The sequence below is a fragment of the Brevibacillus sp. Leaf182 genome (assembly GCF_001423865.2).
Lineage (GTDB): Bacteria > Bacillota > Bacilli > Brevibacillales > Brevibacillaceae > Brevibacillus > Brevibacillus brevis_C.
This window is the reverse complement of sequence record NZ_LMPN02000015.1, coordinates 34,428-57,211: the sequence shown is the minus strand read 5'-3', so window position 1 is coordinate 57,211 and position 22,784 is coordinate 34,428. Positions and strand designations below refer to the sequence as shown.

At 48.2% G+C, this 22,784-nt stretch carries 21 protein-coding genes; 18 read left to right on the top strand and 3 right to left on the bottom strand.

The genetic code is table 11. From position 1 onward, the window contains the following. The first annotated feature begins 9 nt into the window (after positions 1-9). A complete protein-coding gene (gene rfbD, locus ASG16_RS03225) occupies positions 10-864 on the top strand; it encodes a dTDP-4-dehydrorhamnose reductase (protein WP_056487071.1) in 855 nt (284 codons plus the stop codon). A 12-nt stretch (positions 865-876) separates the two neighbouring features. Here the strand turns inward: rfbD and ASG16_RS03220 are convergent, their stop codons facing one another. Continuing rightward, positions 877-1,053 (bottom strand): putative motility protein, encoded by a 177-nt coding sequence (locus tag ASG16_RS03220; RefSeq protein WP_082517166.1) that lies wholly within the window; start codon positions 1,051-1,053, stop codon positions 877-879. Between the two features lie 151 nt (positions 1,054-1,204). On the opposite strand from ASG16_RS03220, the gene ASG16_RS03215 reads away from it, so the two are divergent. The 5 genes from ASG16_RS03215 (at position 1,205) to ASG16_RS03195 (ending at position 4,914) form a co-directional block, all read left to right on the top strand. Further along, positions 1,205-2,014 carry a motility protein A gene (locus tag ASG16_RS03215; RefSeq protein ID WP_048035010.1) on the top strand — a complete coding sequence of 270 codons (810 nt, stop codon included), beginning with the start codon at positions 1,205-1,207 and terminating at the stop codon, positions 2,012-2,014. Beyond that, positions 2,007-2,792, top strand: a complete 786-nt coding sequence (locus ASG16_RS03210; RefSeq protein WP_056487074.1) for an OmpA family protein — start codon at positions 2,007-2,009, stop codon at positions 2,790-2,792. Before ASG16_RS03215 ends, ASG16_RS03210 begins: the two co-directional genes overlap by 8 nt. A 285-nt stretch (positions 2,793-3,077) precedes the next feature. Continuing rightward, positions 3,078-3,869 (top strand): basic amino acid ABC transporter substrate-binding protein, encoded by a 792-nt coding sequence (locus ASG16_RS03205; protein WP_048035008.1) that lies wholly within the window; start codon positions 3,078-3,080, stop codon positions 3,867-3,869. Positions 3,870-3,960: 91 nt separating this feature from the next. Beyond that, positions 3,961-4,635, top strand: a complete 675-nt coding sequence (locus tag ASG16_RS03200; protein WP_047069746.1) for an amino acid ABC transporter permease — start codon at positions 3,961-3,963, stop codon at positions 4,633-4,635. A gap of 81 nt (positions 4,636-4,716) precedes the next feature. After that, positions 4,717-4,914 carry a cold shock domain-containing protein gene (locus tag ASG16_RS03195; RefSeq protein WP_048035986.1) on the top strand — a complete coding sequence of 66 codons (198 nt, stop codon included), beginning with the start codon at positions 4,717-4,719 and terminating at the stop codon, positions 4,912-4,914. Between the two features lie 74 nt (positions 4,915-4,988). Here ASG16_RS03195 and ASG16_RS03190 read toward each other — a convergent pair whose 3' ends face one another. Beyond that, positions 4,989-6,041: an HD-GYP domain-containing protein gene (locus ASG16_RS03190; protein ID WP_056487078.1), complete on the bottom strand. Its 1,053-nt coding sequence runs from the start codon at positions 6,039-6,041 to the stop codon at positions 4,989-4,991. A gap of 208 nt (positions 6,042-6,249) precedes the next feature. On the opposite strand from ASG16_RS03190, the gene hpf reads away from it, so the two are divergent. From hpf to prfB, 4 genes are all read left to right on the top strand, one after another. Continuing rightward, positions 6,250-6,813, top strand: coding sequence for a ribosome hibernation-promoting factor, HPF/YfiA family (hpf, locus tag ASG16_RS03185; RefSeq protein ID WP_056487081.1), 564 nt, complete (start codon positions 6,250-6,252; stop codon positions 6,811-6,813). Positions 6,814-7,011: 198 nt separating this feature from the next. Then, complete coding sequence (secA, locus tag ASG16_RS03180; RefSeq protein ID WP_056487084.1) at positions 7,012-9,531, top strand: preprotein translocase subunit SecA; 2,520 nt, start codon at positions 7,012-7,014, stop codon at positions 9,529-9,531. Positions 9,532-9,776: 245 nt separating this feature from the next. Next, complete coding sequence (locus ASG16_RS03175) at positions 9,777-10,238, top strand: hypothetical protein (RefSeq protein WP_056487086.1); 462 nt, start codon at positions 9,777-9,779, stop codon at positions 10,236-10,238. Between the two features lie 114 nt (positions 10,239-10,352). Next, positions 10,353-11,466, top strand: a protein-coding gene (prfB, locus tag ASG16_RS03170) for a peptide chain release factor 2 (RefSeq protein WP_111914367.1) whose coding sequence is annotated in 2 segments (ribosomal slippage) — positions 10,353-10,433 and positions 10,435-11,466 — 1,113 coding nt in all. Because the reading frame shifts where the segments join, the coding sequence is not laid out codon by codon here. Here the strand turns inward: prfB and ASG16_RS03165 are convergent. Then, a complete protein-coding gene (locus ASG16_RS03165) occupies positions 11,456-12,892 on the bottom strand; it encodes a PAS domain-containing sensor histidine kinase (RefSeq protein ID WP_056487091.1) in 1,437 nt (478 codons plus the stop codon). The two genes, prfB and ASG16_RS03165, sit on opposite strands and share 11 nt — an antisense overlap. Positions 12,893-13,035: 143 nt before the next feature. Here ASG16_RS03165 and ASG16_RS03160 point away from each other — a divergent pair, with 143 nt between their 5' ends. The 8 genes from ASG16_RS03160 to argF all read left to right on the top strand — a co-directional run bounded on the left by ASG16_RS03160 (position 13,036) and on the right by argF (position 22,364). Next, positions 13,036-13,305, top strand: a complete 270-nt coding sequence (locus ASG16_RS03160) for a YciI family protein (protein WP_056487094.1) — start codon at positions 13,036-13,038, stop codon at positions 13,303-13,305. 76 nt (positions 13,306-13,381) lie between these two features. Next, positions 13,382-13,771, top strand: coding sequence for a c-type cytochrome (locus ASG16_RS03155; RefSeq protein WP_056487097.1), 390 nt, complete (start codon positions 13,382-13,384; stop codon positions 13,769-13,771). Positions 13,772-13,907: 136 nt separating this feature from the next. Beyond that, positions 13,908-14,948 carry an N-acetyl-gamma-glutamyl-phosphate reductase gene (gene argC / locus ASG16_RS03150; RefSeq protein ID WP_056487099.1) on the top strand — a complete coding sequence of 347 codons (1,041 nt, stop codon included), beginning with the start codon at positions 13,908-13,910 and terminating at the stop codon, positions 14,946-14,948. A gap of 13 nt (positions 14,949-14,961) precedes the next feature. Next, on the top strand, positions 14,962-15,759 hold the full coding sequence (gene argB / locus ASG16_RS03145; protein ID WP_056487102.1) for an acetylglutamate kinase: 798 nt from the start codon (positions 14,962-14,964) through the stop codon (positions 15,757-15,759). Positions 15,760-15,776: 17 nt separating this feature from the next. Continuing rightward, on the top strand, positions 15,777-16,958 hold the full coding sequence (locus ASG16_RS03140) for an aspartate aminotransferase family protein (protein WP_056487105.1): 1,182 nt from the start codon (positions 15,777-15,779) through the stop codon (positions 16,956-16,958). Positions 16,959-17,106: 148 nt separating this feature from the next. Further along, positions 17,107-18,213: a carbamoyl phosphate synthase small subunit gene (locus tag ASG16_RS03135; RefSeq protein ID WP_056487108.1), complete on the top strand. Its 1,107-nt coding sequence runs from the start codon at positions 17,107-17,109 to the stop codon at positions 18,211-18,213. Next, on the top strand, positions 18,206-21,448 hold the full coding sequence (gene carB, locus ASG16_RS03130) for a carbamoyl-phosphate synthase (glutamine-hydrolyzing) large subunit (RefSeq protein WP_056487112.1): 3,243 nt from the start codon (positions 18,206-18,208) through the stop codon (positions 21,446-21,448). Before ASG16_RS03135 ends, carB begins: the two co-directional genes overlap by 8 nt. Next, positions 21,393-22,364: an ornithine carbamoyltransferase gene (gene argF, locus ASG16_RS03125; RefSeq protein ID WP_056487218.1), complete on the top strand. Its 972-nt coding sequence runs from the start codon at positions 21,393-21,395 to the stop codon at positions 22,362-22,364. Before carB ends, argF begins: the two co-directional genes overlap by 56 nt. The last annotated feature ends 420 nt before the right edge of the window (positions 22,365-22,784 follow it).

Sequence of the window (22,784 nt, the reverse complement as noted above, 5' to 3'; positions counted from 1 at the left end):
GTTTTGCTAATGAAGGTACTTATTACAGGTGGAAAAGGACAGTTGGGTGTAGATGTTACGTCGATATTCCAACAAAAGGGCCATGAGGTCTGGTCATATGGAAAAGACGAGCTGGATATAACATCGATTCAACAATTGAAACAAATAGTAGGTAGGATTAGACCAGATCTTATCGTCCATACGGCTGCTTATACTAAAGTGGACCAGGCCGAGGCGGATCGCGAGACAGCATTTCGAATTAATGCTTTAGGGACTCGGAATGTGGCAGTCATGGCTGACCAAGTAAATGCAAAATTGATTTATATCAGCACAGACTATGTATTTGATGGCCGGCAAAACCATCCATATGACGAGTTTTCACCCGTTAACCCTCAGACCGTTTACGGAAAGAGTAAATTGGCTGGAGAAGAATTTGTTCAGCAATTGTGCAAACGATATTTTATTGTACGTACCTCATGGGTGTATGGACAAGCAGGTGCCAATTTTGTAAAAACGATGCTACAGCTTGCCTCCAAACAGTCTGAACTAACCGTTGTACATGATCAATTTGGCTGTCCGACATATACCGTTGATTTGGCTGCTTTTTTGACGAAACTTGCGGAAACGGAGCTGTATGGAGTTTATCACGCTTCGAATCGTGATAAATGCTCGTGGTACGAATTCGCAACAGCGATATTTGAAGAGACTGGAAGAGGAGATGTACGAATTACTCCTGTAACTACAGAGCAATTCAAGAGACCGGCACCGCGACCAGCATACTCTGTTTTTGATCACATGGCGACCAGGTTGAATGGATTTGAGCCCCTTCGTCCCTGGCGTGAGGCACTTCGTGAATTTTTGAAGGAATGGAATAAAAAAGGGTAGAGGCGATAGCCTCTACACCTTAACATCCAGCACCTTCCCCAAAGAAGGATGTGCCGCCTGCGCTGCCTGAATGTTCTGCTGTGTTTTTGCAAAACCCTCCAGCATCGTAGCTGCCTGAGCTTGTGCAGTCTCTTGCACTTGTTTCGTTAAACTGATGTTGACCGCTTGTTGAAGTTGAATCGGACTCATGATGTTCACCTCTCAATCGGTTGCTTCTATTTACTATATCGGCATTGTCTCTGACTTCTATTAAGACAACAATACATATGCACTGCCTCTTTCCCACTCTTTGCTATAATGGGTAAATTTAAATGGAACTAACCAGGAAGGTGAATCACTTGTGTCCACAAAACGCCGCTCACTCGTCTTAATCGGAGCCGTCCTCCTCATCTTCATACACGCGGTCTACCTAAACGGAACCCTATCGGACCTCCTCAATGTAACCGCCATCGAGCTAGTCGCGCTCTCCGTAGTCATGTCCTACGCAGTCAAACGAAAGCATCTCGACTTGAAAAAAATCTGGCGCCTCCTCATCCATGGACGGCAAAGCAACGTCGAAGAAACGATCAAGCGCTTCTACTACTACGCGCTCGTCCAGAAAGAACAGGGCTATATCGCGCTCGAAAAGGAGCTGCAACAGGAACCCGATTCTTTTGTCCAACGCGGCAGCTTGCTGGCGATCGAGGGCGTTCCAGAAGAAGAGCTGCGCCTGATCCTGGAGAATGAGCTCAAGGGCGAGCAGTATCGCTACCAACAATCAGCCGGCTTCTTCCGCCTCATCAGCTTGTTGGCTCCGGGGATGGGGCTAGTCGGTACGCTTCTAGGGATGACGGGCGTACTGAAGTCGCTCGAAGACATGGCCTTGACCGGACACAGTCTGAGCGCAGCGGTCGTAGCGACACTGTATGGCGCGCTCTTGGCGAACTTGTTTGCGCTACCATGCTACTACCGCCTGATGGATCTGTACGACCGGGAAATGTTTGAAAAGCGTCTTTTTATCGAAGGGTGTATCGGTCTTCAACGCATGGAGACACCACGCTTGTTGTTTGAAAAGCTCAACTCATTCTTGCCAGGTGACCAAAAGCTGGTGCTGATTAAAGAAGCAGGCAGCATGAAGGGCACGATTGAAAGGCAGGACCGCTATGCATGACGAACGGTTATACGACGAAAAAGAGCTAGAGAAAAGCTGGCTGCTCAGTTACAGTGACCTGATTACGCTGTTGTTCGTGATCGTGATTATTATCGCGGCGACGCAGACGAAGAGCATTCAGGCACAAAAAGAAGAGGTGCAAAAGGAAAAGGCGAGTTTGGAGCAGGTGCATGAGAGTCTCGACCTGCTCAACCTGCAAAAGCTGGAGCTGCAGCGAGAGGTCTACCAATTGGAGGCTCGCCAGAAGGAGCTCAAAGGCGAAAAAGAAGAAGAAGGCTCCGAAGACACCGTAAACGTTCCGAAGCCACCAATGGGCATGACTGACTCGAGTGAGCGTGATATGGAGACGGTACGTAACCAGCTATCCTCCGCTTTGGCTGAACTGAATCTCGACTACGAGGAGACCGAAGAAGGCCTGCGTATCCGTTTGCCGGAAACGATCTTGTTTACGAGTGGTTCGGCAGACCTACAGGCCCAAGGCAAGCAAGTCGTCGGGACGGTAGCAGGAGTATTGAAGCGCTTTGAGCACAAGGTGCGAATCGAGGGTTATACAGATGATGTGCCGATATCTCGCAGTTCCTACCAATCCAATTGGGAGCTATCCTCGGCTCGCGCGATCTCTGTCATGCGTGAAATGGTCGATGCTCACTCCTTACCAGCGTCTCGCTTTACAGTGGCAGGCTTGGGCGAATACAAACCGCTTGTGGACAACTCCAACGCGGAGAACCGTGCGAAGAATCGCCGGGTAGAGATCGTGATTTTGGGGGAAAAAGAATAATTCATTATTTTCAGATAAAAGCAGGATTTTTATATGCAGGATAGAACTATATCCCGTATATATGAATCCTGTTTTTTTGCTGCTAGACCCACTTATTCTCCTCATTCGTTCCCCTTACTTTCGTACTAAAGTGGCAGAATATACAGGAAACAGTTATACCCAGCTTGTGCACAAGGTCATGTGGATAATGTGGATAACTCTGTGGAGAACGCAAAAAATCCGTGATTTTCATGTGGACATTACTGGGGACAAAATGGGCAGATAGAGAGCAAGGGGGATTTCGAAATGCGTATCGGGACAAATTGGTTCAAATCGCTCGCGTTGGTCGTCGGTGTGGGGGTACTCCTCGCAGGCTGTGGATCGGGTGGTCAGCAAACGTCTGGCAGTGGCGGTTCGGGTGACAAGGTGTACGTAGTCGGTACAGATGCGGCATATCCACCGTTCCAAATGCTTGAGGCTGACAAGATTAGTGGCCATGACATCGATGTAATGAACGCGATCGCGGAAGCTGGCGGATTCAAGATCGAGTGGAAAAACACCGGGTGGGACCCGCTTTTTGATGGATTGGACAAAGGGACGGTTGATATTGGGATCTCGTCCATCACGATCACGGAGAAGCGCAAGGAGAAATACGATTTTTCGGACTCATACTTTGAAGCGAATCAACTCATTCTGGTAGCGGAAGATTCTCCAGTGACGAAGCTGGCAGATTTGAAAGGCAAGAAGATCGGGGTTCAAGCTGCGACCACGGGTGAAGAAGTGGTCAAAAAGGCGTTTGGAGATACGTACGAAGGCTTGAAAGGTTATGATGACATGCCATCCTCCGTCGATGACTTCTTTAATGGTCGAGTCGATGCAGTGATTGGCGACAATGGCGTTTTGTCATACTACGTGAATAAAGTAAAAGATAAGAAGTTTAAGCTGATTAAAGATGATTCCTTTGAGAAGGAGTTTTACGGAATTATCGTGAAAAAGGGCAATGCCGATGCGATGAACAAAATCAACGATGGATTGAAAAAGATAAAAGAAAATGGAAAGCTGCAGGAAATTTACACCCAGTACTTTGGCAATAAGTAGGCAGCAAAATGGCCGGGTGCGTCCCTACGACGTAGCCGGCGTTTGTTCGCAACTTCTTGGATTGCTGACATGAAGAAGGGAGGATTAGCCATTGGACTGGAGTGTCATCTACGACTACCGTGAATTGTTTATCCGAGGCATTATTAATACGATTTTACTAACAGCAGTGGCTACGGTTTGCGGAACATTTTTGGGGTTGTTCATCAGCTTGGGCAAAATGTCCTCCAAGAGAATCTTGCGTTGGACCTGTTCGATTTACGTAGAGCTGTTTCGGGGAACTCCGATGCTGGTTCAAATTTTGCTGATTCATTTTGCGGTGATTCCGTCGATTTGGGGTATTCTGTATCCGGGAGCGAGCAGCCCGGAAGCGATTTATTCAGGCTTCGTCGCGCTTTCACTCAATGCAGCTGCTTATATGGCGGAAATCTTTCGGGCTGGCATCCAATCCATTGATCCAGGGCAAATGGAAGCGGCACGATCACTTGGCATGAACAAGGGCCTTGCGATGCGCCAAATTATCCTTCCGCAAGCGTTTACACGAATGCTGCCCGCAATCGGAAATGAGTTTATTGCTCTCTTAAAGGATTCGTCTCTTCTGGCAGTAATCGCGACACCGGAATTAAACTACGCAGCCATGAACGTAGCGAAAAGTACATTTGAGCGCTACCCCCCGTATTTAACAGAAGCGGCAGTTTACCTGGTACTTACGTTGTTCTTGTCCCGTGTAGTCGTGCGAGGACTTGAGAAAAAATATTCCACACGGTAATGAGCGTGTAGAATGATTCGCCTGAATTGGGGAAAGCTAGACTTGATTTTATTTTCACAAAAGAAAGGGTTGTGCTGTTTCATGCAAGGCAAAGTAAAATGGTTTAATGCAGAAAAAGGGTTTGGATTTATTGAACGAGAAGACGGTGATGACGTGTTCGTCCATTTTTCGGCGATTCAGTCGGAAGGGTTTCGTTCGTTAGATGAGGGACAGGCCGTAGAATTCGACATTGTGGAAGGGGACCGCGGTCCACAAGCGGCGAACGTCGTGAAGTTATAAACGAAACAATAGCAAAATCCCCCTTGTTCCTTGAGTAGGACAGGGGGATTCGTTTTTTCAACTTTTCAATGCGTTTAACTGATCATTTTTTGAATGTGTAGGGAGCGCTGCAGTCTCAGGTCAATAAAATCATTACCTCTACGAACGAGAGGGCGCATAGGCTCATCTGTATGAATCATAATGATTTCGACGTGGTCGCCATTGCTTAAAAGCGCATGGGAGCCGACGTAAAGCAAGATAATGTAATGAATAAAACGAGATACAATCATCGGATTTAACTGGCCTGAACAAGCTAGCTCCCACAGAACATTCGCTGCTTCAAAGGGAGAGGTTCCCTTTCGATACACGCGATCTGCGCATATCGCATCAAATACGTCTGCGACACTGATGATTTGGCATTCAAAAGGGATGCCATCTTTTTTTCGTCCGAGGGGATATCCACTTCCATCCCAACGTTCGTGGTGCATGAGAGCGCATTGTGCCAGCAAATTGTCGGCATCATCCATGGTGCGCAGGAGCTCGTAGCCGTATACGGTATGCTTTTTCATAATCGTATACTCTTCGTCTGTAAGACGTCCTGGTTTGGACAGCAGCTCATCGGGAATTTTCATCTTGCCGACGTCATGGAGAAGACCTGCAAGGCCTAAAAAATGAACATCACGTTGCGGCAATCCTATGATTTTTCCGATTAAAGCTGCCACGATACCTACATGCAGAGAGTGGCGATACGTATAACCTTCTGTTCCTTCACTCAAATAAATGAAGCGCAGAAATCTCATGTGATGAAGAACTTGATCGAGCATAGGATGAACAGCATCGCTAAATTGTTGCAGTCGGGGGGTATCCCCATTTGCGAGCTGGTTAAATAAATACTCGGTTTTTTGTACGGCCATCATATAGGCCTTTGCAGCCTCTGTCTCACTCCAATGAAGGAGCGGAAAAGGCATTTCGGGTGCCTCCGAGTCAGTAGTAACGTGTACGGCTTCCACCTGATGAGCCTCTAGCAGTCGTATATCACTTAGGTGAAGGATTGCACCAGCGGGTAGTAAAAGCAGACCGTACTCATTGTAGACGTCTTGAGCGAGCGTTGTTCCGATAAGTGAATGGGAAGGTTTAACCTCGGCCATGAGGATTCCTCCAGTGCGATGACGACCGCGATATAGGATTGGATGACTACCTGTCCTATTATAGCATAGGGAATCTAGTAAGTATTGGTAAAATAATGTCGGATATTGATGGTTTGTAAAAGATTTGCAAAGATTTTTTTAAGCTGAGTGGAAGGATTATTTACAGAAGTGGCGAATACGTATGTATAGACGGAAGGAGGTTGGAACCATGAAATTTAACATTCGTGGAGAAAACATTCAAGTCACCGCTGCACTTAGAGAATATGTCGAAAAGAAAGTCGGCCGTCTGGAAAAATATTTTGAAACCCCACAGCCTACAGAAGTACAAGTCACCATGCATGTACATCGCGGAGAAGGCACGATCGAGGTAACTATCCCACTGAGTGGGGTCATTATCCGAGCGGAGGAAACACACGAAGATATGTATGCTGCTATCGATCTGATAGTAGAAAAGCTGGAACGTCAGATTCGCAAACACAAAACGAAGCTGATGAGGAAGCTTCGGGTTGATTCGACAGGAAGAATCGCACAGCGTGAGAGTCAGCCAGTAGCAGTCATGATCCCGGATGTGGATGAGGATGATATCGACATAGACATCGATATTGTTCGAACCAAACGCTTCGATCTAAAGCCGATGGATGCACAGGAAGCGGTCATGCAGATGGATATGCTGGGACACAACTTCTTCGTTTTCCAAAACAGTGACACCAATGACGTCAGTGTGGTGTATCGCCGAAATGATGGGCGTTACGGATTGATTGAACCAAAATAACGAAACTTTACACATTCTCATTCGTATAAGACTAGGGAGTTGCTATTGGCAACTCCCTTTACTTGTGTAGAGGATGCTCTATTTGATAAAATATCTTTTTAGAAAGTATTATTTTCGTAGAATCGGTATCCTTTTTTATTATCTGGACTCATGCCGGCTTGTGCATTTTGTTTGGCAGTATATGGAAGGGGTGTCCTCATGTTAGGACTCGTTAAAAAGATATTCGGCGATAGCAATGAACGTGAAGTAAAGAAAATGTTTAAGCGCGTAGAAAGTATCAATGCGCTGGAACCAACGATTAAGGCACTCTCGGATGACCAACTGCGGGAGAAGACAGCTGAGTTTAAGGCTCGCTTGGCAAATGGAGAAGAACTGGACAAAATCTTGAATGAAGCGTTTGCCGTTGTACGTGAAGCATCGATCCGTGTTCTAGGCATGCGTCACTTCGACGTCCAGATGATTGGTGGTATGGTTCTTCAGGAAGGCCGTATCTCCGAGATGAAGACGGGTGAAGGTAAAACGCTGGTTGCGACACTGGCGACATACCTGAATGCCTTGATGGGCAAAGGCGTCCACGTCGTTACCGTGAACGAATACTTGGCTGAGCGTGACTCGACCATCATGGGTAGGCTGTATAACTTCCTCGGACTGACAGTCGGTTTGAACAAGAATGGACTGAGCCCTGAAGAAAAACGCGAAGCATACGCGTGTGACATTACGTATGGTACGAACAACGAGTTTGGTTTCGATTACCTGCGTGACAATATGGTTCTGTACAAGGAACAAATGGTACAGCGTCCGCTTTTCTTCGCTATCATTGACGAGGTGGACAGCATTTTGATTGACGAAGCACGTACGCCGTTGATCATCTCCGGTTCTGCTAACAAATCGACAGAGCTGTACTACATCTGCTCGCATTTTGTGAAGCGCCTGGAAGAAGAAAAGGATTTCACCATCGATGAGAAGCTGAAAATCGTCAATCTCTCAGATGAAGGTGTGAGCAAGGTCGAACAGGCATTCAACATCGACAACCTGTACGATACGGCACATATCACGTTGAACCACCACATTACGGCGGCGTTGAAAGCACAAGTGCTATTCAAGCGCGATGTCGATTATGTGGTACAGGAAGGCGAAGTTGTGATCGTTGACGAGTTCACCGGCCGTCTGATGGTTGGACGTCGTTACAGTGATGGCTTGCATCAAGCCATTGAAGCCAAAGAAGGTCTGCGTGTTCAAAGCGAGAGCATGACACTGGCGACCATTACCTTGCAAAACTACTTCCGTATGTACGAGAAGCTGGCGGGTATGACAGGTACAGCGAAGACGGAAGAAGAAGAGTTCAAAAAGATTTACGGTCTCGACGTTGTGGTTATTCCAACGAATAAACCCGTACAGCGTATCGATTCACCTGACCTTGTTTTCAAAACAGAGGCAGCTAAATATCGTGCAGTGGTAAACGACATTGTCGAGCGACACAAAAAGGGCCAGCCGATCTTGGTAGGTACCATCTCGATCGAAAACTCGGAGCGCTTGTCCCAAATGCTGAAGCAAAAAGGCGTACCGCATAACGTATTGAACGCGAAGCAGCATGAGCGCGAGGCGGAAATCGTTGCACGTGCAGGTGTGTACGGAGCGGTTACCATTGCGACAAACATGGCGGGTCGTGGTACGGACATTCAGCTCGGCGAAGGTGTTGCGGATATAGGCGGTCTCCATATTATCGGTACAGAACGTCACGAGAGCCGTCGGATTGACAATCAGCTGCGCGGTCGTGCCGGTCGTCAGGGGGACCCGGGTTCATCCCAGTTCTTCCTCTCGATGCAAGATGAGCTGATGCGTCGTTTCGGTGCGGACAATATCATGAATATGATGGATCGCCTGGGTATGGAAGAGGATATGCCGATCGAGAGCCGCCTGGTTACTCGTGCGGTAGAATCCGCGCAGAAGCGTGTAGAGGGATCGAACTTCGATGCACGTAAAGGCGTTCTCCAGTACGACGACGTGATGAATCAGCAGCGTCTGGTTGTCTACAAACAGCGTAAAGACATCCTGGAACAGGAAAATCTCAGCGATGTTGCTTTGAATATGATCTACGCAGTGATGGAGCGTGCAGTGTCTCTGCATTGTCCAAAAGAAGAGGTACCAGAGGATTGGGATCTGCAAGCATTGGCCGATGCTGCCAATAATGGTTTCCTCCATGAAGAAACGATTACAGCTAAAATGCTGAAAGGCATGGAAGCAGAAGAAATTCTCGAGCTGTTAAAAACAGAAGTCGATAAGCAGTACAAACAGCGTGAAGAAGAAATCGGCGAATCGATTCGCGAGTTTGAAAAAGTCGTCATTCTGCGTGCTGTCGACAGCAAGTGGATGGATCACATCGATGCGATGGATCAGTTGCGTCAAGGTATTCACCTGCGCGCTTACGCACAAAACGACCCGCTTCGTGAGTACCAGTTCGAAGGATACGAAATGTATCAAGGTATGCTGGCTGCTGTTCAGGAAGAAGTCGCTATGTATATCATGAAAGCCGAAGTCAGCCAAAACCTGGAGCGTCAGGATGTCATTCGCGGTCAAGGAATCGACCCGGACAACTTGCAAACATCCGGTCCATCTGATCGTCCAGATCCGGAGACCTCCGGTGATGCTGATCCGAAAAACCGTGCACAGCGTCGCGCGCAGGAGCAGGAACGCAAACGTCAAAATAAGAAACAATAAGCAAGAACAGAACATTCTTCTCGTATCGGCAAATTCGGTACGAGGGGAATGTTTTTTTCTTGCCCATTCCTAATGCCTTGACAGTATTCGTCCTCATCTATTCTTCCTCGTCTGATATTAACGATCTATTTGTCTAACACTGGTAAATGTGATCGAACGATTCAAGTGGTAATTATCTGAAAAATAAATAGAATCGTAAGTACAACACTTTTACCAAAAATTCACGAAGACGGGGGAATGAACAAATGAGAACGTCAGTGAACGTGATGGGGATACAAACGAAGAATATTATGGAGCGCATTTCCGTTACTTTAAAAGCAGTGCTAAAGACAGGAAAAGAAAATAAAAAAGTACAGCTAATTGAAAAGGAGGAGGGATTTGAATTACCGAGAGTCATCTCAGCGCAAGATCCGGTCTTTGAGGACAAGCGACTGATAGAGGAAATTCCGGAGCCGAATTGGAATGAGGCCGTGATTGCACCGCCGAATGGAATGGTGGATCGAACACGTGAAAGTCCGCTAGCCAAAAAATATCGAAAAACACACAACTGGAAGCGACAAGCCCTCATCAAGAAAGCCTACCAGTTGAAAACAAGCCAAGCTCGGCGTACGCATCTCTATCTGGTTACCGCACCACAGGCGGAAAATAAACAACCACATGAAATCCGAGACCTCAGATCCTCGCCATCACCACCGGTGGCAACGTGACAAAGTGTAGCGGCGAAGTCCCTTTTCTAAACGTGACAAGCTGCCGTATTTGCGCATCTGGCAAATTACGTTACAATAAAACATAGCTTACGTAAAGAGAAGGTGATTCGCAACATGGCATTAATCGATATTGCGGACATCAAACAAGAGATGTCTAGCATGGCTAAGCGTTTAGCGGATATTAGGGGGTCTCTTTGACCTCCCAGTTAAACAGGAACGAATCGGTGAACTGGAAGAGCGCATGCTGGCACCCGATTTTTGGGATGACAATGATGCAGCGCAGAAGACAATCAGTGAACTGAATGCAATCAAAAGCCTGGTAGAGACGATGACCAAGCTGGATTCTCAGTACGAGGATCTCCAGGTAATGCTGGAGCTCGTTATCGAAGAAGGGGATACGTCCCTCATTCAAGATTTGTATGACAGTACGCAGGAGCTGCGGAAGTCATTTGAGAGCTTTGAGCTGGAATTGCTTTTGAGTGATGAATACGACAAAAACAACGCCATTCTGGAGCTGCATCCGGGAGCGGGTGGTACAGAGTCCCAGGATTGGGCGTCCATGCTTCTACGTATGTATACACGTTGGGGGGATGCCAAGGGCTTCAAGGTTGAAACATTGGACTATTTGCCTGGGGATGAAGCCGGTGTAAAAAGTGTTACTCTCCTCATTAAGGGCTACAATGCGTATGGCTACCTCAAATCAGAAAAAGGGGTTCATCGTCTTGTGCGGATATCTCCGTTTGATGCCTCTGGACGTCGTCACACATCGTTTGTGTCTTGCAACGTCCTGCCGGAGATCGAAGACGATAATGCGGTAGACATACGTACAGAAGACCTGAAAATCGATACGTATCGTTCCAGTGGTGCGGGTGGTCAGCATATCAACACGACTGACTCCGCTGTACGGATTACTCACTTGCCTTCTGGAATTGTGGTGACTTGTCAAACAGAACGCTCCCAGATTAAAAACCGGGAGCGTGCGATGAAGATGCTGACGGCACGACTGTTTGAGAAAAAACGGGAAGAACAAGAGAAAACGTTGGCCGCGATTCAAGGGGAACAAAAAGATATTGCATGGGGCAGCCAAATTCGTTCCTATGTCTTCCACCCATACAGTCTGGTAAAAGACCACCGGACGAATATGGAGGTAGGAAACGTTCAAGCAGTCATGGATGGTGATATTGATTCGTTTATCGATGCCTATCTGCGCGCGCAGATTAATCGTTAAACGAAACAGAAGGCTTCAAGGCTTTTGGTATGGAAATCGATACGGTGGTTCCTTTGCCGACATCGCTTGCGATGTTGATTGTACCGCCGTGATCGCGAATAATTTTGGTGCTTACCATTAACCCCAGGCCAGTTCCTGTTTCTTTTGTACTATAAAAAAGCTCTCCTAATCGGGGAAGTAGCTCGGCAGGGATGCCTTGTCCTTGGTCGCTTATTCGGATGACAACATCGGAAGAGCGCTCTACAACCTTGATTGTGAGATTTCCACCTAACGGCATGGCTTCCATGCCGTTTTTTATGATGTTTATAAAGACTTGCTTGATTTGATATTCCTCACACAATATGAGGGACGTAACTTGCGGGAAATCAGTAAGAATGGATACATTTTTTAGAAGTGCTTGTGGTTCCAAAAGCTTAATGACAGACGAAAGCAATGGCAAAAGGCCGTTGGGAGCAAATCGCAACGCTTGCGGCTTCGCCATAATCAAAAGCTCACTGGTAATCGAAGTTATCCGCTCGATTTCCGATCGCATAATTTGCAAGTATTGCTGATTGGCGAACTCGTCCCCTTCCATGAGTTGAATAAACCCTTTCAAAGCCGTAAGTGGATTGCGAATTTCATGGGCGATTCCCGCGGCAAGCTCTCCTAGAACAGACAGCTTGTCAGAGTAACGAAGCAATTCCTCTGATTGCCGACGTTCTGTAATATCACGTGCTACAAAAACCGTGCTGAGAATATTACCGCTCGAACAAATGTCAGGTGTTCCTTTCACATCGAACAGCAACATTCTACCGTCTGGGTGCAGGTAATGGTACTCGGCGTCGAGTGTGATCTTCTGCTTCATCATTCGAGCAAAATCGCTCTTGGCGTTGGTTACTTGCTCAGGATGAATCAAGATCGAAAAATGCTGGTTGATCACTTGATCAATCGTGAGACCAGTAACCGCCTGAACAGAAGGGGAAGCGTAGGTAATAATTCCATCCACATTTACAATAAAAATCAAATCCATAATGTTTTCGGAGATTAACCGAAAGTTCTCTTGCATCTGGTGAAGAGCCTCTTCCATTTTCTTTTGCTGCGTGATGTTTTTTGCAATGGAATAGCGACTGATGATTTCGCCGTTTTGAAAAATGGGAAAGCTGGAAGCGATAATTTCCACAACCTGCCCGTTTTTATGGAGCAACTGATAATGCATATTTTTTCTGATTCCTGTAGAAAGGATTTGTTGTTGTTTCTTACTGTCGAGACCTTCTGTAGAAGCGAGAATTTCCCAAATTTTCATCCGCAGCAATTCTTGAGAGGTATATCCTACCAATGCTTCACCAGCAGCGTTTACTCCTGTGAATCTGCCCTGCATGTCGAACATGAAAACAGCGTCAGGATTGTTGTGGAAGAGAGATGTATATAACTGTATCTGCGTGCCCATACCTATCCGCCTCTCTGTTGCTACTTGCTACCTTTGAATCGTTCGCTGTAGAAAGGAAAAATCCTACCAGACCAAAGTCCGTATTCATAATTATGTTATACTTCATGAAAGAACAAGGTCATGAAAAAGGAGAGAAACCGTCCATGTTGTATGCCGCATTTTTGCCAATCGTCAATCAAGAGCTGAATGCTCAAGTAAGACCTGCGCATCTTACGTATATCAATGATTTGTACAAGCAGGGAAAAGTGGTCATGGCAGGACCCTTCACAGATAAGCTTGGCGGATTGGTTATTTACAAAGCGGATTCTCTGGAAGAAGCTCGAAAATTGGCTGAAGCTGATCCAGTAGTCGTGGAAGGCGCACGGACGTTGGAGCTACGTGAATGGAGCCCGTTAGAGTTTCCTTTGTCCTAAATGGCTGTAGCAAGAATGAGAAGTGGTAGTCGGAGGCATACTTAGCGAAGAAATCCGAAAAAAGGAGGGAACAGCCTTGAAACGTATTCCACTCGTTTTAACAGCGGCTGTACTCGCATTCTCGCTAAGTGCCTGTGGTACCAGCAAGCAAACACAGCCACCAGCACAACAACCAGCAACAGAAACGCCGTCAGCTGAGAAACCAGCAACAGAAACACCTTCGACGACGCCATCCGGCAGCTATGATGCAGCAACTGCAGAAACTATGTTCAAAAATACCTGTGCAGGCTGCCACGGACAGACGTTGGAAGGGGCAGTTGGACCGAACTTGCAAAAGATCGGTAGTCAGTTGAACAAGGAGCAGATTCTAGGCATTTTGGAAAAAGGAAAAGGATCAATGCCTCCAGGTCTCGTCAAAGGAAAAGATGCAGAAAACATCGCTGCATGGTTAGCGGACAAAAAGTAAACAGGGCAACAAACCAGCGCTCGAGCAATCGGGCGCTTTTTTCTTTGGACGTAAAAAAGTTTTTCTGTTGTATTCCATGTGGATTTTTATTATTATTCATGTATAAAAATACAAAACGGAATAAAGGGGAGAGAGCATGGTTCGGGTCGGGATTGTTGGAGCAACGGGGTATGGTGGCGCGGAGTTGATTCGTCTTTTGGCTGGGCATCCGCATGTTGAGATTGCCAATTTATATTCAAGTTCATCAGAAGGAGAGAGCTTGGAAAAATCGTTTCCACATGCAGCGGGGCTCGGGTTGCCCACATTATCACCAATTGATGCAGACAGCATGAGCGGTGTGAACGATTTGATCTTCCTTACTACGCCTGCGGGAGTAAGTAGCGGGCTGAGTCCAAAGCTGGTCGAAAAAGGCGTAAAGGTCATTGATTTATCCGGGGATTTTCGTCTGGAAAATGGTGCGGTTTACGAAAAGTGGTACAAACATGAGCCGGCCCCTTCCCGATGGGTAGAAACAGCCGTTTACGGTTTAACCGAGTGGAATCAAGAGAAAGTCGCGGGTGCCAGTCTCATAGCAAATCCAGGCTGCTATCCAACGGCTACGCTCCTCGCCCTGCTTCCGCTGGTGAAGACAGGATGGGTGCAACCTAACAGTTGGATCATCGATGCCAAATCAGGTGTGTCCGGCGCTGGACGTGGAGTATCGCTCGGTGTTCATTACAGCGAGATTAATGAAAGCATTCATGCCTATAAAGTTGCGAGTCATCAGCATACACCAGAGATTGAACAGGAGCTGCAAAAACAAAGCGGGGAAGAGACACTTGTTCAATTTACGCCGCATCTGGTGCCGATGACCCGAGGGATTTTAGTCACGGCTTATGGACAACTAACGACTGATGTCACACAAGCACAAATCCAGGAGCTATACGAAGCTGCTTATGCGGATAAGCCTTTTGTGCGTGTACGTCTTGCAGGCAGTCATCCACATACAAAAGAAGTCTATGGCTCCAATTACTGCGATATCGCTATTCATGTTGATCAGCGCACGAAGCGTGTTATCTTGCTTTCGGTAATCGACAATATGATGAAGGGCGCAGCCGGTCAAGCCGTACAAAACATGAATGTCATGTTTGATTTGCCTGAGAAAACGGGCTTGCCGCTTGTACCCGTATACCCGTAGAGGAGGAGAGCAGATGCAAGGAATTGTCGTGATCAAATGTGGCGGAAGCACCATGGATCAGCTACCGGACTCCTTCTTTCAGGCGATTGCTGGACTGCAGGCACAAGGACAAAAGATCGTCATTGTCCATGGGGGCGGACCTGCCATTAACAGTATGCTCGATCGAGTTCAGATCACTCCGCAATTTGTCGATGGGCTTCGTGTTACCTGCGAGGACACGCTGCGAGTTGTAGAGATGGTCTTGTGCGGCAGTATCAACAAGGCGCTCGTAAAAAGGCTCACGCAGGCAGGAGCCAAGGCATGGGGAGTTAGTGGCATCGATGGTCAGACTCTTTTGGCAACTAAAACGCCAAAGCCACTCGGGTGGGTAGGAGAAATCAAAAAGGCTGATACGACCATTCCGAAAGCGATTCTTGGGCAGGGTTACGTCCCGGTGATCGCACCGCTTTCCGTTAGTGAAGATGGGAAAGAGACATTTAACGTCAATGCTGATGTAGCCGCAGGTGCGATTGCAGCAGCACTCAGCGCCGAAAAACTGATCATGGTGACAGACGTTCCGGGCATCATGCAGCCACAGCCAGATGGAACCAAGGCAGTAGTGCCAGCTACAAGTGCAGAACGGATACAGGAAATGATTCAGGCAGAGATTATTACTGGTGGAATGATTCCGAAGGTTCAGGCAGCTCTCGACGCTCTCGGACAGGGCGTGGAGCAGGTTGTCATCTGCCGGGGAACCGCTGAAGATCTGCTCGGTGTTTGTGCGGGGCAAACAGTTGGGACAACTGTGCGTATGAATGTTAATTACGTTTAGGTAGGAGGGAAATGAAAATGCATACAACAACAGCGCCTGTGCATCTCATGAATAACTATGCGAGATGGCCAATCAGTTTGGTAAAAGGACAAGGAAACCAGGTGTGGGATGATCAAGGCAAGCAATATCTCGATTTTACGTCAGGAATTGCTGTGACCTCGTTAGGGCATGTCCCGCCAAAAGTAACGGCAAAGCTGCACGAACAGCTCGATACGTTGTGGCATTGCTCGAATCTGGTGCATGTTCCCCAACAAGAGATTTTGGCGGAAAAGCTGAGCCGTCTGTCTGGGCTGGATCAGGCTTTTTTCTGCAACAGTGGAGCGGAGGCGAATGAGGGCTTGATCAAGCTTGCCCGTCGCTATGCACAAAAAATAAAAGGGACCGACCGTTACGAAATCATCAGCTTTGAACAGTCTTTTCATGGAAGGACATTGGCTACCCTGACGGCTACTGGACAGGAAAAGGTGAAGGACGGATTCGCACCATTGCCGCAAGGATTTGTCACCGTTCCTTACAACGACCTCGATGCAGTCAAGTCAGCCATTACAGACAAAACATGCGCGATCATGCTGGAGCTGGTTCAGGGAGAAGGCGGTGTACATCCGGCAGAAGCAGCGTGGGTGAAGTCGCTGCGTGAATTGTGCGATGCGTACGGATTGCTCCTGTTAATCGATGAGATTCAGACTGGGATTGGTCGCACGGGTACATGGTTTGCCTTCCAGCAATATGACGTGAAGCCAGATGCGATTTCATTGGCAAAAGGCTTGGGAAGTGGGTTCCCGATTGGAGCGGTCGTCGCGACCAAAGAAGTAGCAGCAGCGTTTGCTCCGGGTACGCATGGTACAACTTTTGGAGGGAATCCATTGGCAGCAACTGCTGGAATCGCGACGCTTGCGACGATGGAAGAGGAGCAGATTTTGGACCGAGTAGCCCATATCCATGATGTATTGATCAAAGAGCTAGAGAAGCTCAAGGCAGAGCATCCAGACAAAGTGGTTACGGTTCGGGGAAAAGGACTGCTTCTCGGTGTGGAGCTAACGATTCCTGCTGGTGAGCCGGTTGCGTATGCACGGGAAAAAGGAGTCATTTTGCTGATGGCTGGCCCACAAGTAGTGAGACTCTTGCCATCGTTTGTAACGACCGATGAGGAAGTAAAGCAGGCTATTGCTGTATTAAGCGAGGGGCTGTCTCAGGTTTAGATGAAAAAGCACAGAATGCAGCGGGTGGAAGTGGCCAAAAAACTCGTTGCATTTTTATAATCTCAAATGTATATTAATACAAAAGGTTGCATAAATTTTCGATAAGAGCGATCAGGCCGGTGCCCATTGGAGAGGAGTGGCTTTATAGATGAATAGAGAGAAGCAATCGTTAGGAACAGGATATTTAACGCTGGAGAGCGGCGAGGTTTTTACAGGGAAGCTGTATGGTGCCCCAATTAACGGATTCGGAGAAGTGGTTTTTCATACAGGAATGACGGGATATCAAGAGGTGATGACAGACCCTTCTTTTGCAGGGCAAATCGTTACCTTCACGTATCCCTTGATCGGAAACTACGGGATTAACGAAAAGGATTATGAGGCAGCCAAGCCAGCATTGACAGGGATGATTGTCAGCGAGCTATGCACGGAGCCGAGCCATTACGAATCAAACATGACTTTGGCCCAAGCGGCAGAAGCATTTGGTTTCCCGATCCTTGCAGGTATTGATACGCGAACGATTACAAAGCGCGTTCGTCAAGACGGTACCGTATTTGGTGTCATTTCCGATCAGCCTATGCAGGTAGAGGAAGTTGTGTCCCTACGCTACAAGCACGCCAAGAAATCATTAGTTGCCAATGTATCCAGACAACAAGTGGAGCGGTATCCGGGAACAGGGGAGCATGTCGTCTTGATTGACCTCGGCATGAAGCAGTCGATTTTGGATGCCCTTCTCGAACAGGGCTGCCGTGTCACGGTCGTTCCTTTTGATACGAGTTTTGCCCAAATCAATGCGCTCGCACCAGACGGCTTGTTGTTTTCCAATGGGCCTGGCGATCCGGAGCACTTGCTTGCGTATTGCAGCGAGTGGCGCAAAGCCGTGGAGCAGTACCCGACATTGGGCATTTGTTTGGGGCATCAAGTATTGGCATTGATGTACGGCGGCAAGACAGAAAAGCTCGCATACGGTCACCGCGGCAGCAATCATCCGGTCAAGGATCTGATGACTGGCAAAGTATATATGAGTTCACAAAATCACGGGTACGTGGTCAAGGAAGAGTCTCTGGACAAACGTCATTTAACGATTTCCTACCGCAATGTCAATGACGGTTCAGTAGAAGGATTGCGTCACGTCAGTCTGCCTGTTTTCAGTGTGCAGTTCCATCCGGAAGCACATCCGGGCCCTAATGATACATCCCACATTTTCCACCAATTCTTGCAGTCGATGCGCGTAGTAGGAGCGAAGAGATATGCCTAAATTGCCACACATTCATAAAGTATTGGTTATTGGTTCTGGCCCGATCGTCATTGGGCAGGCAGCGGAGTTTGATTATGCAGGTGCACAGGCTTGCCTTTCCCTAAAAGAAGCTGGCGTGCAGGTCGTGCTGGTGAACAACAATCCGGCAACGATCATGACAGATGAACAAGTAGCGGACAAAGTATATCTGGAGCCGCTCACGGTGGAATCCGTGACAGCTATTATCGCAAAAGAGCGTCCCGATGGTCTCTTGCCTACGTTAGGCGGCCAAACGGGACTTAATCTTGCTGTTTCACTGGCAGAAGCGGGCGTGCTGGAAAAGTACAGCGTCCAACTGTTAGGTACGCCGCTGGCTGCCATTAAAAACGGGGAAGACCGTGAGCTGTTCAAGCAATTGATGCAACAAATCGGAGAGCCAGTTCCTGAGAGCGATACAGTCGAATCTGTAGAAGCAGCAATCGAGTTTGCGAACGCGATAGGCTATCCCGTTATTGTTCGTCCTGCTTATACACTCGGTGGAGCAGGTGGCGGGATCGCGGGGGATGAAGCGTCCTTGCGAAAGGTTGCAGCCGGTGGCATTGCAGCTAGCCCAATCGGTCAGGTACTGATTGAGCGCAGTGTAAAAGGCTGGAAAGAGATTGAATACGAGGTCATGCGGGACGCAAATGATACCTGCATCATCGTGTGCAATATGGAAAATTTGGACCCAGTAGGTATTCATACGGGAGACAGTATTGTCGTCGCGCCATCTCAGACGCTGACAGATCGCCAGTACCAAATGCTGCGCAGCGTATCAACGAAAGTGATTCGTTCGCTTGGGGTAGTAGGCGGTTGCAATATTCAATTTGCGCTTGATCCGAATTCCGATCGGTATGTGCTGATCGAAGTAAATCCTCGTGTAAGCCGTTCGAGTGCGTTGGCGTCCAAAGCAACTGGGTATCCAATCGCGCGGATCGCCGCCAAGCTCGCATTAGGCTACGGACTGGATGAGGTGCTCAATCCAATCACGGGATACACGTACGCTAGCTTTGAACCAGCGTTGGACTACATTGTTGTCAAAATCCCGCGCTTTCCGTTTGACAAATTCCCACTGGCAGACCGGAAGCTGGGGACGCAAATGAAAGCGACTGGCGAGGTCATGTCGATCGCCCGCAATCTGGAAGCAGGACTTTTGAAGGCAGTTCGTTCCCTGGAACAGGGCTGCACACATTTGACTCGACCAGAGCTGGCATCCTGGACACGTGAGGAGCTTGCACATTCCTTGCAGGAAGCGACTGATATCAGACTGTTTGTTTTTGCCGAGGCGATCCGCAAAGGCTTTACAGAAAGTGAGCTGCACAGTCTGACTGGTGTCGATCCGTTTTTCTTACGGAGCTTGCGTAAAATCGTGGACTTGGAAGTAGAGCTGTCTTGCCACGACAGGACAACACTGACCCCAGAACTGTTGCTGGAAGCAAAGCGTCGCGGATTTGCTGATGAAACCATCGCTTCACTGGTTGATGCTACACCTGCCGAGATCAAATCAGTTCGTCAAGAATCAGGCATTACGCCTACTTATAAAATCGTGGACACGTGTGCAGCAGAATTTGATGCCCAAACCCCTTACTACTATTCAGATTGGCAAGGAATAGATGAGGTGGAGTCACTATCTGGTCGCAAAGTACTGGTACTTGGCTCAGGCCCCATTCGCATCGGTCAGGGTATCGAGTTTGACTACTGCTCCGTGCATGCAGCCAAAGCGCTTCAGGCAAGCGGTATCGCGGCTGTCGTTGTGAACAACAACCCAGAGACGGTCAGCACTGACTATGAAACAGCCGACCATCTTTATTTTGAACCGCTTCACGTAGAAGACGTGCTGCATATCGCAGAACGCGAACAGGTTGAGGGCGTCATGGTTCAGTTCGGCGGTCAAACCGCGATCAATCTGGCAGCCAAGCTGGAGCGCGCGGGGCTGAAAGTAATGGGTACGTCGCTTACAGCCATCGAACGTGCGGAGGATCGCGAGCTGTTTTACGCCATGCTGCGCAAGCTGGACATTCCGCATATCCCCGGTAAAGGAGTATCGTCTTTGGAGGATGCGACCGCAATAGCGGAGGAAATCGGCTTTCCTGTTTTGATGCGACCTTCGTACGTCATCGGCGGGCAAGGTATGGTAGTTGTCCACAATATTGATGAGTTGCAAGCTACCATTCACGACTGGTTAAACCATCCGGACATGAGCATGTTTTTCCCACTCCTCGTGGATAAATACGTTCCAGGCAAGGAAGCAGAAGTAGACGCGGTATGCGACGGACAATCTGTCATTATCCCAGGGATTTTCCAGCATGTGGAGAGAGCGGGCATCCACTCAGGCGATAGTGTAGCCTTGTTCCCGGCTCCTCAGCTAACGGATGACATCAAGCACAAAATCGCGAGCTATACAGAAGCAATCGCGAAAGAAATGGAAGCGGTCGGGTTAATCAATATCCAGTTCGTCATTGATGGCGAAACAGTTTATGTACTAGAGGTAAATCCTCGTGCTTCACGGACAGTACCGATTACGAGCAAAGTGACTGGCATCCCGATGGTTCAATTGGCGGTTCGCGCACAATTGGGTGAAAAGCTGTCGGAGATGGGCTACGGCACAGGGCTTTTGCCAGAGATTCCGTTTGCAGTCGTCAAAGCGCCAGTTTTCTCTACGATCAAGCTGAACGGCGTAGATCCGGTACTAGGTCCAGAGATGAAATCGACGGGCGAAGTTCTCGGCCTGGGGCATTCTTTCGAAGAGGCAGCAGGCAAAGCCTTTGCTTTCAAAGACAATTTGTACGGCGACTGGCAAAAAGGTCAGTTGGTCATGATTTCTCTGGCAGATGGAGATAAGCAGGACGGCATAAGAGAGTCGATTGGACAAATTCAAGCAGATGGTGCCAATCTGGCGGCGACTCCGGGAACGGCCGAGTGGCTTGCAGCCGAAGGAATTGTCGTGAAGCATGTCGTGGCAGATGAAGAGGCGTGGGTCGAGCTGTTGCAAAAGGAAGAAGCAGCCTTCGCACTTGTTACTGCGACGAAAGGCAATCGTCAGGGCCGGACAGGATTTGCTCTGCGAAGTCGTATGGTACAACAGGGTGTGCCATTGTTCTCCTCTGTCGATACGTTCGAGTTATACGTGAAGTCTATTATGAAGAAAAGAGGTGGCTCGCATGCAGCCAGTGAAGATATTGGAACACTTTCAAAACTTGCCGTTACAAAAGCATAAAGGGAAAGATTTCCTGCGCGTCGATGAATTCAACGGGGAAGAATTGATGGAGCTGCTCCATCTGTCTGCTCACGTCAAGCAATTGCAAAAGCTGGGACAGCCATTCCAGCCTTTGCAAGGCAAGACGTTAGGGATGATCTTTGACAAGGCTTCGACCCGCACGCGCGTCTCCTTTGAAGTAGGGATGCATCAGTTGGGTGGCCTAGGGATGTTCATGAGCGGAAAAGAGCTACAGCTCGGACGCGGGGAACCGATCAGCGACACAGCGAAAGTTCTCTCTCGGTACGTGGATGCCATCATGATTCGCACCTTTTCCCACTCTTATGTAGAAGAGCTTGCTCTGCACGCGTCAATCCCTATTATCAATGGTTTGACCGATCTGTACCATCCGTGTCAGGCGTTGGCTGATCTGCTGACGATCTGGGAGCATAAAGGCAAGCTGAAAGGAGTCAAGCTCGCCTATGTAGGAGACGGAAACAACGTGGCGAACTCACTCGTGCTGGGCGCAGCTCTGCTAGGTTTGGACGTGCGGGTGGCGACTCCGGCAGGCTATGAAATGGATGCAACAATTGTCGCAAAGGCTACAGAATACGCGAAACAAAGCGGTGGAAAAATGATGGTGACCACTGATCCGATAGAGGCTGTCATGGGGGCAGATGCTGTATACACGGACGTTTGGACTAGTATGGGTTTTGAAGAAGAAAATGAGGTACGATTGAAAGCATTTGCCGACTATCAAGTGAACGAAAAACTCGTAGCAGCGGCAGATCGTGATTATCTCTTCTTGCACTGCTTGCCAGCACATCGTGGGGAAGAAGTGACAACCGGGGTCATCGACGGATCTCGCTCTGTCATTTTTGATCAGGCTGAAAATAGATTGCACGCACAAAAGGCGATATTGGCGGCGCTGGTGTGAACATAGTTCTAGTTAAATAGAACTAGCTGTAATTAAATCGAATAGACTATGAATCTATGATTGCCGAATTTTGTCACTTATGTGTAAAATAAAGGTAGGAAAGAAGCAAGGAAGTACGGACTGTATCTGGTCGCTTGGTCCGTATGGAGCCAGTAGCGAATCCAACCTTTTCCGTAATGGAAAAGGAAAGGGGGCAGGGGCTGTACTTGGTCGCTTGGCCTCTGCATCACGGACAGTAGCGAAGCCAGCTTTCTCCACTATGCCTGAAGGGGGGAAAAGAAAATGAAAAAATGGTTCGCGGCAATTATGATGGTGGTAGCAATCGTAGCAGCTACTTCTGCAAACTTCCATATTGGATAATAAGCGTATTGGAGAAACAAACACCGCTTGGCTGAGTGGTGTTTTTTCTTCAAGCTTGGA

Coding starts and splice junctions, on each gene's coding strand:
- rfbD (WP_056487071.1), top strand. CDS start 10: ATGAAGGTACTTATTACAGGTGGAAAAGGACAGTTGGGTGTAGATGTT.
- ASG16_RS03220 (WP_082517166.1), bottom strand. CDS start 1,053: ATGAGTCCGATTCAACTTCAACAAGCGGTCAACATCAGTTTAACGAAA.
- ASG16_RS03210 (WP_056487074.1), top strand. CDS start 2,007: ATGCATGACGAACGGTTATACGACGAAAAAGAGCTAGAGAAAAGCTGG.
- ASG16_RS03205 (WP_048035008.1), top strand. CDS start 3,078: ATGCGTATCGGGACAAATTGGTTCAAATCGCTCGCGTTGGTCGTCGGT.
- ASG16_RS03195 (WP_048035986.1), top strand. CDS start 4,717: ATGCAAGGCAAAGTAAAATGGTTTAATGCAGAAAAAGGGTTTGGATTT.
- ASG16_RS03190 (WP_056487078.1), bottom strand. CDS start 6,041: ATGGCCGAGGTTAAACCTTCCCATTCACTTATCGGAACAACGCTCGCT.
- hpf (WP_056487081.1), top strand. CDS start 6,250: ATGAAATTTAACATTCGTGGAGAAAACATTCAAGTCACCGCTGCACTT.
- secA (WP_056487084.1), top strand. CDS start 7,012: ATGTTAGGACTCGTTAAAAAGATATTCGGCGATAGCAATGAACGTGAA.
- ASG16_RS03175 (WP_056487086.1), top strand. CDS start 9,777: ATGAGAACGTCAGTGAACGTGATGGGGATACAAACGAAGAATATTATG.
- ASG16_RS03165 (WP_056487091.1), bottom strand. CDS start 12,892: ATGGGCACGCAGATACAGTTATATACATCTCTCTTCCACAACAATCCT.
- ASG16_RS03160 (WP_056487094.1), top strand. CDS start 13,036: ATGTTGTATGCCGCATTTTTGCCAATCGTCAATCAAGAGCTGAATGCT.
- argC (WP_056487099.1), top strand. CDS start 13,908: ATGGTTCGGGTCGGGATTGTTGGAGCAACGGGGTATGGTGGCGCGGAG.
- argB (WP_056487102.1), top strand. CDS start 14,962: ATGCAAGGAATTGTCGTGATCAAATGTGGCGGAAGCACCATGGATCAG.
- ASG16_RS03140 (WP_056487105.1), top strand. CDS start 15,777: ATGCATACAACAACAGCGCCTGTGCATCTCATGAATAACTATGCGAGA.
- ASG16_RS03135 (WP_056487108.1), top strand. CDS start 17,107: ATGAATAGAGAGAAGCAATCGTTAGGAACAGGATATTTAACGCTGGAG.
- carB (WP_056487112.1), top strand. CDS start 18,206: ATGCCTAAATTGCCACACATTCATAAAGTATTGGTTATTGGTTCTGGC.
- argF (WP_056487218.1), top strand. CDS start 21,393: ATGCAGCCAGTGAAGATATTGGAACACTTTCAAAACTTGCCGTTACAA.